At 59.6% G+C, this 14,444-nt stretch carries 12 protein-coding genes and 1 tRNA gene; 3 read left to right on the plus strand and 10 right to left on the minus strand.

The genetic code is table 11. The features are described from left to right. From GM608_RS01165 to GM608_RS01175, 3 genes are all read right to left on the minus strand, one after another. Positions 1 to 3,445, minus strand: a 3,445-nt coding sequence (locus tag GM608_RS01165; protein WP_333644842.1) for an autotransporter-associated beta strand repeat-containing protein, incomplete at its 3' end; no start/stop codon positions are given. Positions 3,446 to 3,511: 66 nt separating this feature from the next. Further along, complete coding sequence (locus GM608_RS01170) at positions 3,512 to 4,330, minus strand: autotransporter-associated beta strand repeat-containing protein (protein ID WP_333644843.1); 819 nt, start codon at positions 4,328 to 4,330, stop codon at positions 3,512 to 3,514. A gap of 698 nt (positions 4,331 to 5,028) precedes the next feature. Continuing rightward, positions 5,029 to 5,958, minus strand: a complete 930-nt coding sequence (locus GM608_RS01175; RefSeq protein ID WP_333644844.1) for a LysR family transcriptional regulator — start codon at positions 5,956 to 5,958, stop codon at positions 5,029 to 5,031. A 70-nt stretch (positions 5,959 to 6,028) separates the two neighbouring features. On the opposite strand from GM608_RS01175, the gene GM608_RS01180 reads away from it, so the two are divergent. Further along, a complete protein-coding gene (locus GM608_RS01180; RefSeq protein ID WP_333644845.1) occupies positions 6,029 to 7,666 on the plus strand; it encodes a thiamine pyrophosphate-binding protein in 1,638 nt (545 codons plus the stop codon). A 128-nt stretch (positions 7,667 to 7,794) separates the two neighbouring features. Here the strand turns inward: GM608_RS01180 and GM608_RS01185 are convergent. From GM608_RS01185 to hisB, 7 genes are all read right to left on the minus strand, one after another. Further along, positions 7,795 to 7,870, minus strand: a tRNA-Glu gene (locus GM608_RS01185). A 141-nt stretch (positions 7,871 to 8,011) separates the two neighbouring features. Further along, a complete protein-coding gene (locus GM608_RS01190; protein WP_043562011.1) occupies positions 8,012 to 8,392 on the minus strand; it encodes an HIT domain-containing protein in 381 nt (126 codons plus the stop codon). A gap of 90 nt (positions 8,393 to 8,482) precedes the next feature. Next, complete coding sequence (locus GM608_RS01195) at positions 8,483 to 8,845, minus strand: phosphoribosyl-ATP diphosphatase (RefSeq protein WP_052349243.1); 363 nt, start codon at positions 8,843 to 8,845, stop codon at positions 8,483 to 8,485. Positions 8,846 to 8,874: 29 nt separating this feature from the next. Further along, positions 8,875 to 9,636, minus strand: a complete 762-nt coding sequence (gene hisF, locus GM608_RS01200) for an imidazole glycerol phosphate synthase subunit HisF (protein WP_103765784.1) — start codon at positions 9,634 to 9,636, stop codon at positions 8,875 to 8,877. Next, positions 9,630 to 11,024, minus strand: coding sequence for a 1-(5-phosphoribosyl)-5-[(5-phosphoribosylamino)methylideneamino]imidazole-4-carboxamide isomerase (gene hisA / locus GM608_RS01205; protein ID WP_333644846.1), 1,395 nt, complete (start codon positions 11,022 to 11,024; stop codon positions 9,630 to 9,632). The genes hisF and hisA overlap by 7 nt, the downstream gene beginning before the upstream one ends. After that, the gene (gene hisH, locus GM608_RS01210; protein ID WP_333644847.1) at positions 11,009 to 11,653 is read right to left on the minus strand and encodes an imidazole glycerol phosphate synthase subunit HisH; all 645 of its coding nucleotides are present in this window, start codon (positions 11,651 to 11,653) and stop codon (positions 11,009 to 11,011) included. Before hisH ends, hisA begins: the two co-directional genes overlap by 16 nt. Before the next feature lie 82 nt (positions 11,654 to 11,735). Beyond that, positions 11,736 to 12,338, minus strand: a complete 603-nt coding sequence (hisB, locus tag GM608_RS01215) for an imidazoleglycerol-phosphate dehydratase HisB (protein WP_086441412.1) — start codon at positions 12,336 to 12,338, stop codon at positions 11,736 to 11,738. A gap of 111 nt (positions 12,339 to 12,449) precedes the next feature. Between hisB and GM608_RS01220 the strand changes: the two genes are divergently transcribed. Together GM608_RS01220 and ubiM are read left to right on the plus strand one after the other, a co-directional pair. Beyond that, positions 12,450 to 13,067, plus strand: coding sequence for a nitroreductase (locus tag GM608_RS01220; protein WP_043562027.1), 618 nt, complete (start codon positions 12,450 to 12,452; stop codon positions 13,065 to 13,067). 82 nt (positions 13,068 to 13,149) lie between these two features. Beyond that, positions 13,150 to 14,415, plus strand: a complete 1,266-nt coding sequence (gene ubiM, locus GM608_RS01225) for a 5-demethoxyubiquinol-8 5-hydroxylase UbiM (protein WP_081562671.1) — start codon at positions 13,150 to 13,152, stop codon at positions 14,413 to 14,415. The last annotated feature ends 29 nt before the right edge of the window (positions 14,416 to 14,444 follow it).

The raw sequence follows: 14,444 nt of genomic DNA on the forward strand, positions 1-14,444 counted from the left end.
CGGTCAGACTCTGGCCATTATGGGTAAGGGTACCGTCGATGGTGCTGTTGTCGAGCGTCAGGGACCCGTTGCCAGTATTGGTGACATCTCTTGAAACTGTACTGAAGGCCCCCAGTGTCATGGAGCCCTGGTTGTCGGCAGAGCGGATCGTTCCGCTGTTCTGGAGGGTGAAGCTGGCTCCAGCAGCATTGGTGACATGCCCGGCAGTGCTGTTGCCATCCAGCGTGGCTGTTCCGGCGTTGTTGCTGATGTCACCCAGTTTTGAGGCAGAGGTGGTGAGTGTGCCGGAATTCGTAGTCTGCCCGTTTACCGTGGTGCGGTCGAGTGTTGTTGTGCCGGCCTCGTTGGTAAGGTCCTGCGTGGTGCTCTGATGCAGGGTTGTGGTGCCACTCTTGTTGCTGACATTGCCCAGGATGGCACTCTGTGCGGTGAGCTGGTTCGTGTTGGTTGTTTTCCCGCCGACACTGGCCTTGCCTGCCGTTGCTGTGTTGGGGTTGATGTAGGTCTGCCCATCGTTGTTGAGGTCCCCGGCGATGCTTCCCTGCAGGGTGAGGTTGGCATTGGGGCCGACATGGGTTTCACCTTTATAGGTGTTCTGGCCGTTGAGATATTCGCCACTTCCCCCGGTGATGTTCAGGCCACCATTGCCGGCGAGGGTGCCGTTATAGCCGTCATGACCATTGGTGATGGTCAGGGTGTCATTGAGGGTACCCGTGCTTTTACTGCTGCCAGAGAGAGAGCCGACACTGGCCCCACCTTCACCAATGGTGAACTGGCCATCAGAAGCAGCCAGCGTGCCAGAGGCGGTTGTCCCCTTGTCGAGCAGGATCTGCCCGGCCGTACTGCCGTTGGTGATGTCCGCCAGTTTTGCGTCATGTGCCGTCAGCGTGCCGCCATGGTCGTTCGTTACTGTCTTCGTTATCTCGGCACCGTTCTGGAGAACGGACGTGCCGTTATTGAACAGCTGGCTGTCGAGCTTTCCGCCATCCAGGGTCAGGCCTGCCTGCTGGGCGACGACCGTATCACCTGTGTAGGTATTCTGCCCGGTGAGTGTTTTTTCCCCGGCAAGGATTTTCAGGCCGCCGGTTCCAGAGATGACACCATCATAGCTGTGCTGTGAATCAGCCTGCGTCAGGGACAGGGAGTGGTCACCAAGAGCCACATCACCGCCACCCCGGATGTCGGTCAGATTCTGGTCATTGGCGGACTGGCTGATGTCCAGCTTTGCCCCCTTGTTGACATCAACAAAGGAGGAGTTGGTAATGGTACCCTGGCCAGCGAGGGCAAGGGTACCGTTGTTGACGGTCGTGGAGCCGGTGTAGCTGTTGTTGCCTGTCAGTGTCTGGGTGCCCGTTCCCGTTTTGACAACGGATCCCTTGTGGTTGCCAGCATCCCATATGATGGCGGAAAGAGTGTCGTCCTTGTTGAGGGCACCGACTGTCAGTGTCTGGTCGCCCAGAGACACGTTGCCATTGCCGGACAGGGAGCCGATGGACACACCATTGGTCGCCTTCGTGATATCAACAGTGGCCCCATCGCTGTTGTTCTGGACTGTGGCCTGGTCTGCTGTTGCATTGTCCGCAAAGAACACATGCCCGGCATTGCTGATGGTGGATTGAGAGGCCGAGCTGTCGTTCCTGAAGGTGACGCTGGCGTTGTTCGTGTTCGTGATGTTGGCCGTGTCGGCAACGCTCCTGTTGTTGAAATACAGGGCGCTGTTGTCATTGATGACGACATTGCGGTTGCCCATGGAGGCAGATTTGTCCTGCCCGCCATTCATGTTGACGATGGCCCCTGCCGTGATGTTCAGGTCGCCACCTTTTGTTGTGCTGTCAGAGGTGCCAAATGGGGTTTTGTCATTGGCATTGACAACGACATTGGACCCACCAATACCCCAGTTGCCCTGGATGTCCGTCCTGCCCAGATAGGTGTTGTCGGCATTGAGGTTGAGTACCGGCACAGTGCCGCTCTGGGGGCCGCCAGCATTCTGCAGGGCCGTGCTGAGCCCGGAATTGTCCGTGGTGCTCCTGATGGCTATGTTGGCCCCCCGGGGACCAACGATGGAGCCATTGTTGTCGTAAGTATGACCATTGAGGTCAATGGTGGCGCCGTTATATCCCAGAACAGTATTGCGGTTGGCGTTGGTGGCGAGGTCCTGGCCGATCCGCAGCGTCCCCCCGCTGATGCCCAGAGTGCCGTTCTGGGCGCCCAGGCTGGCATCGGAGGTGATTTCCAGCACACCATTGGTGATGACGGTTCCGCCATTGTAGCTGTTGTTGCCGTCCAGAACGAGCGTACCCGTATCCGTCTTTACGAGGGTCGTCGGGCTGCTGGGATCATCCTTGATGGGTGTCTTGATGATGGCAAGGTTGGTGTCACCATAGCCTGAACCATCCCCCACACGGATTGTGGAGACAAGTCCTGACTTGTTGACCAGGGTACCGTTGTTCTGCTCGTACTGCTTGATGTCAGCATCAGTCTGGGTGCCAGACTGGCCTGTGCTGTCGGTGATGTAGAAATACCGGTTGAGCTTGTCCGGGTGCTCCTTGTCCGTATAGCGGTTGCCATACAGTGTGATGGAGCTGTTTCCATCCTTGGGGATGACGGAATAGGAGGACGGGCGGGCATTCTGGCTGAACTGCATGCCAGCCACATCGACATTGCCATCCACCGTCACGTTCTGGGCAGCGTTTTTGCCCTGCTGGATGGCATCATCGGAAGGCTGGCCAAAAATGGCGTATTCCTTGCCCTGCCAGGCGGAACTCTGGCTGCCGTTGGCCGTGGTCCAGTTGGTGGCGCTGTTTGCCCCCTGGGACCAGGTACCATCGCCTGCGCGTATCTGGCCATCAGCAGTTGTCTTGCTGCCATTCCAGAACGCCAGATTGTCCCCGGCATTGGCCGTGACCAGATTGACCTGATGGTTGCCTGTCTGAAGGTAGCTCGTACCCTTGGTGTCTGGTGACAGGAAGGGCTTGCCAGTCTCATCCCCCGTGAACTGATATACATTCAGGGTTGGATTGCTGGTTGTCAGCTGCTTTGCGTAGCGGAAGAGAGTCTGGACACCGGAGCCCTGCTGTGAGGAGAGGTCAACCGCCTTGACTGTTCCGCCCAGATCCAGGTTGCCACCGACAGAGATGGATCCATTGGAAAGTCTGCTGGAGCCATTGTCCTGGAGACCGCTGAAATCGGATGTGCCCCGGGTTGTGAGATCATTGCCGATGGACAGGGTCTGCCGGTAGGCAGCAGGCGTGCCGGGGTTGATGCTCCCACCCTGTTCGATTGTTGTCGTGCTGCCTGAGGAACCGATGGTGCCCGTGCCATCCAGCTTGCCGCCGTTGCTGACAGTGACCTGCGGCGTACCGATGACAGCACCGTACACATGCAGCGAGCTGCCATTGTTGACGGTCGTGCTGCCTGTGTAGTCGAACTGCTTGCTGCCATACATGTCAACGATACTGGCATTGGCGACGAGGCTGGTATTGCCGGTGATGGTGCCGTTGAAGCCCTGTTTCTAACCCGAAACATTTAGGGTTGCTCCATCCCCCTTGAAGGTCGCTCCATTTGTATCATTGGAGCCACTGTTGGTGATGTTGAGCGTGTTGCTGCCCAGATTGACGACAGCGCCATTGTTGCCCCACATGATGGACTGGACATCAACCGGGTGTGAGGCCTGCGAAATGTCAAAGGTTGAAGGGCCGGAAACATCCCGGTTGTTCAGCTGGACACGGGTGTTGGCGAGGTTGCCATTGCCCGTCAGGGCAAGGGTGGCCCCGTTGTTGATGCTGGTATCACCGCTGTAGGTCTGGGCATTTGTCAGGGTCTTGGACCCGCCGTCAACGGTCAGGCCGCCCGTCCCGGAGATGACGCCGTCATAGGGGCTGCCAGCCTTGGCTGATGAGAGGGTGAGTCCGTTCTGGCCGAGAGTGACATTGCCTGCACCGGACAGGTCCTGCACCGTGACGTTGGAGCTGCTCCCGCTGATGTCGAACGTGGTGTTCTTGCCCACGGTGACACCGCTGGAATTGGCGATGCTGCCATTGCCGGAGAGAGCCAGCGTCCCCTGCGTGATGTCTGTTGTCCCGGTATAGCTGTTGGCGGCGGAAAGGACAGTCGTCCCCGCACCAGCCTGCTCTACGGAGAGGGGGGTGTTTCCTTTACCATCCGTAATGGTGTCTGTGACTGTATCAGTCTCTCCAGCAGCAGGGGAAAAGGTGCGGACAGTACCGCCTTGCTGGGACTGTGCCGTATCATCCGAACGTGCAGGTGTGCTGATGATGGAGAAGGACGATACGCTTGCCAGAAGCAGCGCAATCCTGGCCGATACCTTCATGGAAGAAGATGCCTTCCGCCCATAGGCTGGCACCTGTTCTGAGGGGGCCAGTGTGACAGATGTCGTTTTCCCGTACGAAAAGTTGAGGTCTGTCATTGTGATCGCACCTTCCTGTAGATGTTGCACACGCTGCTCTGTCCGTCTGATGAGATGTACGGACGGGACGTACAGATCATGACTGAAGTAGACTGGGTTTACTCTTGCTTAAGGAACACTTTAAAGAAATTCAAGATACATTTTTGTTAAATCCAAACAACTTGTTGGGATAAGTAATTTTATAGTGGATGCAATATGTGGTTGTAGTGAAGAGGTTTTTGTAAAATTGGCATTGAAGAGAATATATACATTGATAATTAAAAATTTTATTTGATATTTAGCCTTCATAAAGTCTGCATGAATGGTTTTCCATGGATATTTTTCGTTATTTGTAAGGCGTATCGAGCAGAGCGACCCGGCACTCGGCCTCATGGGTTCTTCTGTGCGTTTTTCCACGGAGACTCCATCATTCTACAGAGATAGTATTCTGATACCAGCAGGAAGGCAGTCAGAGACCATGTCGACTGCAGGTTGTGATGTAGGTGGAATGTTTGTCTTTTCATGGCTTTTATAAACCATGCGTTGGAAAATTGTCCTTGTGCCGGGGAGAGCCGAATGGAGGCCGGGGCATGTTGGTGCTTGCAGGCGTCTCGGGCAGGGGGTCAGGGCAAGCTGGTCTGCAACCAGGCTTCTTCGGCTTTGTTCAGGGGGCTGTTGCGGCGGACAGCGAGTGAAATGGTGATGCGGATGGTCGGGTCCTGCAACGGGCAGCAGTACAGCCCGTCATTCTGGGCCGGATTGTGGAAGGCCGCCGGAATGATGGTGACGCCGACACCCGCCTGAACCATGGTCAGCAGGAGGGTTGTGTCACCCGTGCGCCCGGTGACATGGGGCGCGGCTCCGTGACTGGCAAAGGCTTCCGAGATGAAACGGTTTATCTTGAAGTTCTCATTCATGAGGACGATCTTCTCATCCAGAATGTCCGTGAAGGAGCAGCTCTCCCGGCCTGCGAGCTGGTGTGAGTCGGCCATCAGCAGGCAGAGTTCTGCCTCTGCAAAGGGGATGGTGCGCAGCTGCCTGTTCTGGACAGGCCCTATGAGGGCGGCGATGTTCGTGTGATGGCCGAGAAGCTGGGCCACCAGCCTGTCGGAGGGATGTTCCTCGATGTTCAGCACGACATCGGGATAGAGGCTGCAGAACTGCCGGATGATGGGACGGAAATAGATCGCCCCCAATATGGGTGGGAGTGCCAGATGGACCGTCCCCTTCAGGGGGCCTGAATCATCCGCCATCGCCCGGTGAAGATTCTGTTCGGCCTCAAGTAGACGTTCAGCATGAAGAAAGAAGGTCTTGCCCTTTTCCGTCAGGGTGATGGTCTTGTGGGACCGCTCGAAAAGGCGGACGTCTAGTTTGTTTTCCAGAGAGCGTATGCCCATGCTCAGGGAAGGCTGGCTGATGTGCAGCTGGTCACTCGCACGGCTGAAGCTGCCCTGTGTGGCAACGGCCATGAAGTAGTGGAGTTCCCGGAGGGTCAGTTGGGGGTATGGCATAGGGAAAAGGCTATAGTCTGTATAGAAATATAATATTATCATATTGAAGATGGGCTGGATAGGCTTTCCTCAGAGGCGCGGACTGACGTGCCAATGATGAAAGGAACGTGCGATGGCAAAGGTTGTCGATTATCTTCTGGACCAGCTCTCCCGGCTGGGTGTGGAGCATGTCTTCGGTGTCCCGGGTGACTATGCCTTCCCGATTAATGACGCCATCACGGCCAGGGCGGACATGCGCTGGATTGGTTGCTCCAATGAACTGAATGCCGCCTATGCGGCCGATGGCTACGCCCGCATACGGGGGATTGCGGCCCTGAACACGACCTATGGCGTTGGCGAGCTGAGTGCCATGAACGGCGTTGCCGGGGCATATGCGGAGCATCTGCCGGTCATCCATCTGGTTGGCCTGCCCAAGCGGGCCGTGCTGGATGAAAAGCGGCTTGTGCATCATACCCTGGGCAACGGGCAGACCACGGCCTTTTATGATGCTGCCGGTCATGTCGTCTGTGCCCGTACCATTCTGGATGGCCAGAACTGCGTGCAGGAGCTGGAACGTGTTCTGGCCACGCTGCGCCGGGAGCGGCGGCCGATCTATATTGGCATCCCGTTCGATGCAGCTCATGATGATGTGGTCATGCCTGATGGTGACATGGCCCTTCCGGAAGTGCGGAGCGGGAAACAGGCCGCCATCGTGGCACGGCGCATCATGGCCGAGCTGGAGCGCAGCACGTCTCCCTGTGTCCTGCCGGGTATCCTGACGGCCCGGTTTGGCTGCCGGGAGGCGATGAGACGGTTCCTCAGCCGGTCCGGTCTGCCCCATGCCACCATGTTCATGGACAAGGGCGTGGTGGATGAACAGGCTGAAGGGTTTGTGGGGATGTATGGCGGGCATCTCGTGCAGGAAGATGTCGCCGACTTTGTGGAGCAGGCCGATCTCGTCCTGACGCTGGGTGCTGAAATGACGGATTTCAACACCGGGCTTTTCACCCAGAAGCTGGACCCGGAACGCATCATCAGTGTCATGGCGCATGAGGTGCGTTTTGGTGATGGTGCCGTTCATGCCGTTGATCTGGCCGATGTGATCGAAGCCTTGGCCGATCTGGCCGATACCGTATCCTGCCCCGCCGGTCCCGGCTATCTGGGGATGGAACTGCCCCCTCGGCAGGCTGACGAAGGGGATGATGGGGTGATCAGAACCCATACCTTCTATGCCGCCATACGGGATCATCTCCGGGCTGGGGATATCGTCGTGAGTGAGACGGGGACGGTCGCCATGGGCATGGGCTTCATCCGTCTGCCTGAAGGGGTCGACTATGAGGAGCAGAGCCTGTGGGGGTCCATCGGCTGGGCCACGCCGGCGGCGTTCGGCATGGCCATCGCAGCCCCTCACAAGCGGATCATCCTGCTGACCGGTGACGGGTCACATCAGCTGACGGTACAGGCTCTCGGTGAGTTTGCCCGTTTTGACTGTCATCCGCTCATCCTTGTCCTGAACAATGATGGCTATCTGATCGAGCGTCTGCTCTGTGATGACGGGGAACGTTATTACAATGACATTGCCAGCTGGGATTACACGGCTCTGGCCCGTGGGTTTGGCGGCAAGGACTGGCAGTGCGAGCGCATCAGCACACCCAGGGCTTTGCGTCAGGCTCTGGACGCTGTCAGGCCGGGGCAGGGTACCTATCTGGAGGTCGCCGCACCCCGCTATGATGCTCCCGTCATGGCCGAGGCTCTGGGCAAGATGCAGTAAGGTCTCGTTCTGAAACCGGGTGGGCAGGCGCACTCCGTGTCTGCCCACCAAGGGGAAGAATGGTACGTCAGGATGATGTCCAAGAGATGCCTGTCAGGCCAGATTGTTCAGAGTTTTCATGAAATGTCTGGCGTCCCGTACGGGATTCGAACCCGTGTTGCCGCCGTGAGAGGGCGGTGTCCTAGGCCTCTAGACGAACGGGACTAAAGGCGTGAGCCCTCTCTAGAGGGAATGGCGGGGAAGTGCAAGAGGGAAAGATACCTTTTGTAAAAAAAGGTTTTCCAACCAGTCCCGAAAGGGGGGGGAAGCCGCCCAGAGGCGGCTTTCCCGGATGGGGCGGTGCCGTTACTGGTCAGCCGCCAGGATGGGGCCGAGCGGGCGCCCACCCAGAAGATGGACGTGGAAGTGCGGCACTTCCTGTCCACTGTCACGACCCACATTGCTGATGAGGCGGAACCCGCTGGGGATGAGGGACTGCTCGGCGGAAATTTTGTCCACCAGTTTCCAGAAATCCAGAATCTCTTCATCGCTGGCACGGGAGATGAAGTCGTGCAGGTCCGTGTAGGCGCCACGGGGGATCACCAGAACATGGATCGGGGCGAGGGGAGAGATGTCGTAGAAAGCGAAAGAATGTTTGCTGTCGCAGACACGTTCAGCGGGAATCTCTCCCCGCAGTATCTTGGCGAAGACATTGTTGGGATCGTAAGCGGGGGTAGCGGTCGGCATAAGATGGGTTCCTCCTCTTCCTCCATGATTGGGGAGTGAGGTGGGGGGAAGTCAAGGGAGGGGGAGGCAACCCACCTATGAGCCGTGCCTTCAGAAGGCCGGTTTCGGCCGGGAGGCTTTTTCCTCGATGCCGCTCGTGCCTTCACGGCGTTCCAGCTCGGCCCAGACATCCGCCGGATCAATGCCCGCATCAACCCACATCACGATCAGATGATAGAGGACATCCGCACTTTCGCTGATGAGGCCCTGCCTGTCGCCCTTGATGGCCTCGATGACACATTCGACGGCTTCTTCGCCAAATTTCTGGGCAATCTTGCTCCGCCCCCGGGCCATGAGACGGGCCGAATGGCTGACGGATGGTGAGGCTCCCTTGCGGGCCAGAACCGTATGGTAAAGTCGTTCCAGAACCTCTTTGCGGCCTGTCTCACGGGAGGGGGTATTATTCTGGGCCATATGTTTCCTGTCCTTTGTCATGCCAGTCCCTAGCGGCCCAGCCTGACGGGCAGCCGGGCATCGTGCAGGGCCTGTTTGACCTCACCGATCCTGAACTGGCCGAAATGGAACACGCTGGCGGCCAGCAGACCGCTGGCACCCGCCCGGGCTCCTTCCACGAAATGGGCCAGTTCCCCCACACCACCGGAGGCGATGACGGGAACGGAAACACGTTTGCAGATGGTTCCCAGCAGATCAAGGTCAAAGCCGGACCGTGTACCGTCACGGTCCATGCTGGTGAGCAGGATTTCTCCGGCTCCCCGTGTGGCCATCTGCTCGGCCCAGGCGACGGCATCCAGTCCGGTTGGTTCCCGTCCGCCCTTGGCGTAGACCTCCCATCCGCCATGGCCATCGGAGCGGGCATCTATCGCCACGACGATGCACTGGCTGCCAAACCGTTCCGCTGCTTCATTGATGAGCTCTGGCGTGCGGATGGCGGCGGAGTTGATGGCACACTTGTCGGCACCGCTCAGCAGAAGTCTGCGGATGTCCGCACAGCGTCGCACGCCACCACCAACGGTGAGGGGCAGGCGGACTTCGGCGGCGGTACGTTCGACAACGTCAAGAATGGTGTCCCGATTGTCCGAGCTGGCCGTGATGTCCAGAAAGGTCAGCTCGTCCGCTCCGGCGGCATCATAGAGGCGGGCCTGTTCCACCGGGTCTCCGGCGTCCCGCAGGGAGACGAAATTGACCCCTTTGACGACCCGCCCGTCATGGACGTCGAGACAGGGGATGACACGTAGCTTCAGCATGATCCCTCCAGTACGGACAGGGCTTCCGGCAGATTGATGCGGCCATCATACAGGGCGCGCCCCACGATCACGCCGGTGATGCCGGGTGTTTCATCGGCCGCCTGTCGCAGGGCCCGGAGATGGTCCAGCGTGCCCACGCCGCCGCTGGCGATGACGGGGATGGAGACATGGCGGGCCAGCTCGACCGTCTGATCAATGTCCAGACCTTCCAGCATGCCGTCCCGGGTGATCTCGGTGAAGATGATTCCGGCGACGCCTGCCTCTTCCATCCGGCGGGCGAGGTCGGTGGTGGTCAGCTCGGAGACTTCGGCCCAGCCTTCGGTGGCAACACGGCCCTGCCGGGCGTCGATCCCGGCGATCACGCGGCCCGGCCAGGCACGGGCGGCCTGCCGGACAAGGCCGGGGTCTTTCACGGCGGCGGAACCAAGGATGACCCGGCTGACACCGGCTTCCAGCCAGCGTTCAATGGCTTTCATGTCCCGCAGCCCTCCGCCGAGCTGGACAGGAAGAGATGTGGTGGCGATGATGTCCTCCACAGCCTTCACATTGGCCGACCGGCCCGCAAAGGCGCCGTCCAGATCGACAATGTGGAGGTGGCGGCACCCGGCCTGTTCGAACAGCTTGGCCTGGGCAGGAGGATTGTCGGAATAATGGGTGGCAGCATTCATGTCCCCCTGCCGCAGGCGGACACAGGCCCCGCCCTTGAGGTCGATGGCCGGGTAGAGGGTCAACGGTTTGCGGAGGATTCCGCCCGGTGCGGGGCCATGGTGTGGCACGGAGAGCGGTGTGCCGGCAGGCTGCCACTGCATGGCTCTTTCTTCAGGGACGAGGAGTTTTGAGAAGAATAGTCCGCGCACTGTCCGGTCTCCGATTCGTGCAAAATAGGGGTGTGTGCCCCAGTGGGTGAAGTTGAATGAGGTGAGCAGTGTTATGGCGTCGTGCAGTGTTTCACGCACACGGCAGTCCAGTACCTTGGCGCCCCGGGTCAGTGCCCTGTTGATGATGGCCTCCATGAGGAGGGCGCCCAGACCTTTTCCCCGCTCGTAAGGAACGATGAAAAAGGCGGTGATGGTGGCGCTGGCACCGTATATTTCGGACCGGGACGTGGCATGAGCGAGAACAGCCGCCCCGCAGATGCTGCCATCCGGTGCCCGGACGATGAAGACGTCCCGGTCCGGTACCAGCAGGAGGCCCTCGAAGAAACGCCTCAGGACGGCACTTTCAGGGGGCGTGTGCCAGTCGAACACGCCCTCGGCCAGAATGGCGGCCACGGTGCTTTCCATCAGGCTTTCGAGGTCATCCTCGCTGATGGTGTGGCCCAGCCGTTCGGCCCGGTAACTGTCTGGAGGCTGGTTCCATGGCCGTCCCTGCATCAGCCAGGCTGCCATGTCAGGAAATTGCCCAGGATGGTCAGACCTACATCCTGGCTTTTTTCCACGTGGAACTGTGTGCCGCAGCGGTTGCCCCTGGCCACGATGGCCGGAATGGTCATGCCGTAATCCGCCGTGGCGATGGTTTCTTCTGCCCGGGCGTCCACCAGGGCATAGGAATGGACAAAATAGCCGTGATTTCCCGGCTCAAGCCCTTCTGTCAGCGGATGGGCACCGGGTGTGAAAGAGAGAGTGTTCCACCCCATGTGCGGCAGCCGGAATCCCTGTCGGGTACTGTCATCCATGGGAGCGATGTGGCCATCAATCCAGCCCAGCCCTTCCGTGCGGCCATGTTCCAGCCCGTACTGGGCCATGAGCTGCATCCCCACGCATATGCCGAGAAAGGGCGTGCCTTCTGTTGTTGCCTTTTCCAGCAGGGGGCGGAGAGCGCCCTCGTCCAGCCCTTTCGCACAGTCGGCAAAGGCACCCTGGCCAGGCAGGATGAGACGGTCGGCAGCAAGGATGTCAGCCTCGTTGCGGGAGATGGCGATGTCGGCTTCCAGCCCTCGCAGGGCTGCGGCCCTTCGTGCTGCCTGTGCAGCAGAAGCCAGGTTGCCGCCATTGTAGTCGATTACAACAACACGCATGAACACTCTCCATACTGCAAGCTGCCCGGTCCTGTTTCAGGCAGGTGGGGGAGACAAATCAAGGAAAAACCGTGAGGGAGCCTTACAGCACCCCTTTGGTGGATGGAATCTGCCCGGCGCTGCGGGGGTCGCGGGAGAGCGCCATGCGCAGGGCCCGGGCGAAGGATTTGAAGGCACTTTCGGCAATGTGGTGGGCATTGGTTCCGGCACGGCCATTCATGTGCACGGTGATGCGGGCGGACATGCAGAGAGCACGGAAAAACTCTTCCACCATTTCCGTGGCCATGGCGCCGATCATCTCACGGGGGAAGGTGATGTTCCAGGCCAGGAAGGGACGGCCTGAAATGTCCACGACCGCTTCACAGAGCGCTTCATCCAGAGGGACAAGGGCAGAGCCGAAACGTTCGATGCCCCGCTTGTCGCCGATGGCCTTGTGGAGGGCCTCTCCCAGCGTGATGCCCACATCCTCGATGGTGTGGTGGTCATCAATATGGAGGTCGCCTTTCACCTGTACGGTGAGGTCCAGCCCGCCATGCCGGGCCAGGGCATCCAGCATGTGGTCGAAGAAGCCGATGCCTGTCTGGATGCTGTTCTTCCCGTGTCCGTCAATGGCGAGGGAAAGGGTGATGTCGGTCTCGCCTGTCTGGCGATTCAATGTGGCGGTTCGTGATGTCTGAGTCGTCATGTCTTTCTGCTATACCAATATGGGCTGCTTTCCAAACTTGCTTATTGTGACGCTGTGGGTGAGACTGTCCAGTTAACAGACCATGACAAGATTTTCAGGAGAGCCGTCATCATGGCGCAGGCTTCATCCGTTTCCCCGCTTGATGTGTTGCTGGAGCGTTCCTCGACAGGCGATCTGGTCGCTCCGGCTCCGCAGGGAGAGGTGCTGGCCCGCATCCTCTCCGCCGGGCTGAGGGCTCCGGATCATGGGCATCTCTGCCCGTGGCGGTATGTGGTGATTGCTGGCGATGCCCGCCCGGCCTTTGCCGGACATGTTGTTGCCGCCGTGGCCCGGCAGGAGCCTGATGCCCCGGAGAAGAAGCGTGAGAAGCGGCGCAGGCGTTTTTCCGAGACGCCGATGGTCATTGCACTGGGGATGCATCTCCGGCCGGAGCACAAGGTTCCCGTCATGGAGCAGGAAATGGCTGTGGCCGCCGGGGCCATGAATGTCCTCAATGCCCTGCACATGGAAGGATTCGGAGGGGTATGGATCAGCGGGAGGTTCTGTGAGGACCGGTCCCTGCTCAGCCAGCTGGGGCTGGAGGCCCCGCACCGGCTTGCGGGGTTCCTGCTTGTCGGTACGCCAGAAAAGCCGGAACGGGCCCATGTCCGCCCGGATGTGGGTGATCATGTGGCTTTCTGGGATGGGCAGACACCTGTCACATTCGGTGCGGATGACAGGCAACGCTGAGGACGGGGACGGGCTGCTTGCCGGGGCATGCCTGGTGGGTTAAAGCCGTGACCAGGGAGAACTGGGGGACAGGGGCTGCATCATGACACGACATGGTAATGATCATCAGGCAGAGGGGCCAGAGCAGAAGGGGGGTTCCGCCTGTGATGTGGTGATCGCTGGTGGTGGTCCTGCCGGTCTGGCGGCCGCCCTATCTTTTGCCCGGGAAGGCTGGCAGGTGAGCGTGGTGGAAAAAGCTCCCTGCAGCGTGCTGGAGGCTCCGTCCTTCGATGGGCGGGAAATTGCCCTGACCCACCATACCGTGCATTGGCTGAAACAGCATGGCGTTTGGGACGAGATTCCGGCAGAGGCCATCTGCCCTCTTGATGTCGCCCGGGTAGAGAGTGGCAGTCTGGGCGGCCCTCCTCTCATTTTCCATGCGCCGGATGGGGGAGGGGCTGCCTCGTCCGATGCGGGGCCAGAAGGGGAACCGCTGGGCTTCCTGGTGGCCAATCATCTCATCCGTCGTGCCCTTCATCGTGTCGTGAGCCGGACAGAGGGCATCACCCTGCTCTGCCAGACAGGCGTGACAGGGTATCAGACCGGGCGGGATGCCGTGCAGGTCCGGCTGTCGGATGGGCGGGCCATGCAGGCCCGTCTTCTGGTCGGGGCGGATGGCCGCTTCTCCCAGATACGAGAGCTGGCCGGGATCGGGGCCATCGTGCATGATTTCGGCATGAGCATCCTTGTCTGCCGGATGCGGCACCTTACACCGCATGACAATACGGCCCTGCAATGGTTTGATGAACGCCAGACGATCGCCCTCCTGCCGGTCGCCCCGGATGGGGGTATGGGCGATATTTCGTCTCTGGTGCTGACCCTGCCGCCGGATGATATTGCCCGACTTCGTGTAGCGGCCCCGGATGATTTCAATGCCGAGATCACCCGTCGGACGGATGAACGGCTCGGCCTCCTGCGGGTGATGAGCGACCGTATCACCTACCCGCTCAAGGCCGTCTATGCCCATCGCTTTCAGGCTCCCCGTGTGGCCCTGATTGGTGATGCTGCCGTGGGTATGCACCCCATTACGGCACATGGTTTCAATTTCGGCATCCGGGGGCAGGAAACATTGGTGCAGGAGTTGAGCGCTGGACCTGGGGACCCGGGTGATGCGGCGTCGCTCCAGCGTTTTGAGCGGCGACATCGCAAGGCAACTTTCCCGCTCTTTACGGCGACCAATGCCATTGCTGTGGCCTACACCCGGGATGATGGACCATTCCCTCTGGCCCGCCGGGCCGGACTTATGCTGGCCAACCGTCTGGCCCCTTTCAAGAAGGCCGTGACACGGATGCTGATGGACCCCGTGTGAGGTTCATGCCTGTTCAGGGGATCAGATTC

The organism is Bombella sp. ESL0380 (assembly GCF_009725805.1).
Classification (GTDB): domain Bacteria; phylum Pseudomonadota; class Alphaproteobacteria; order Acetobacterales; family Acetobacteraceae; genus Bombella; species Bombella apis.

Bases quoted from the DNA above. Each gene is read 5' to 3' on its own strand.
- GM608_RS01170 (WP_333644843.1), bottom strand. From the start codon at position 4,330: ATGAAGGTATCGGCCAGGATTGCGCTGCTTCTGGCAAGCGTATCGTCC.
- GM608_RS01175 (WP_333644844.1), bottom strand. From the start codon at position 5,958: ATGATAATATTATATTTCTATACAGACTATAGCCTTTTCCCTATGCCA.
- GM608_RS01180 (WP_333644845.1), top strand. From the start codon at position 6,029: ATGGCAAAGGTTGTCGATTATCTTCTGGACCAGCTCTCCCGGCTGGGT.
- GM608_RS01190 (WP_043562011.1), bottom strand. From the start codon at position 8,392: ATGCCGACCGCTACCCCCGCTTACGATCCCAACAATGTCTTCGCCAAG.
- GM608_RS01195 (WP_052349243.1), bottom strand. From the start codon at position 8,845: ATGGCCCAGAATAATACCCCCTCCCGTGAGACAGGCCGCAAAGAGGTT.
- hisF (WP_103765784.1), bottom strand. From the start codon at position 9,636: ATGCTGAAGCTACGTGTCATCCCCTGTCTCGACGTCCATGACGGGCGG.
- hisA (WP_333644846.1), bottom strand. From the start codon at position 11,024: ATGGCAGCCTGGCTGATGCAGGGACGGCCATGGAACCAGCCTCCAGAC.
- hisH (WP_333644847.1), bottom strand. From the start codon at position 11,653: ATGCGTGTTGTTGTAATCGACTACAATGGCGGCAACCTGGCTTCTGCT.
- hisB (WP_086441412.1), bottom strand. From the start codon at position 12,338: ATGACGACTCAGACATCACGAACCGCCACATTGAATCGCCAGACAGGC.
- GM608_RS01220 (WP_043562027.1), top strand. From the start codon at position 12,450: ATGGCGCAGGCTTCATCCGTTTCCCCGCTTGATGTGTTGCTGGAGCGT.
- ubiM (WP_081562671.1), top strand. From the start codon at position 13,150: ATGACACGACATGGTAATGATCATCAGGCAGAGGGGCCAGAGCAGAAG.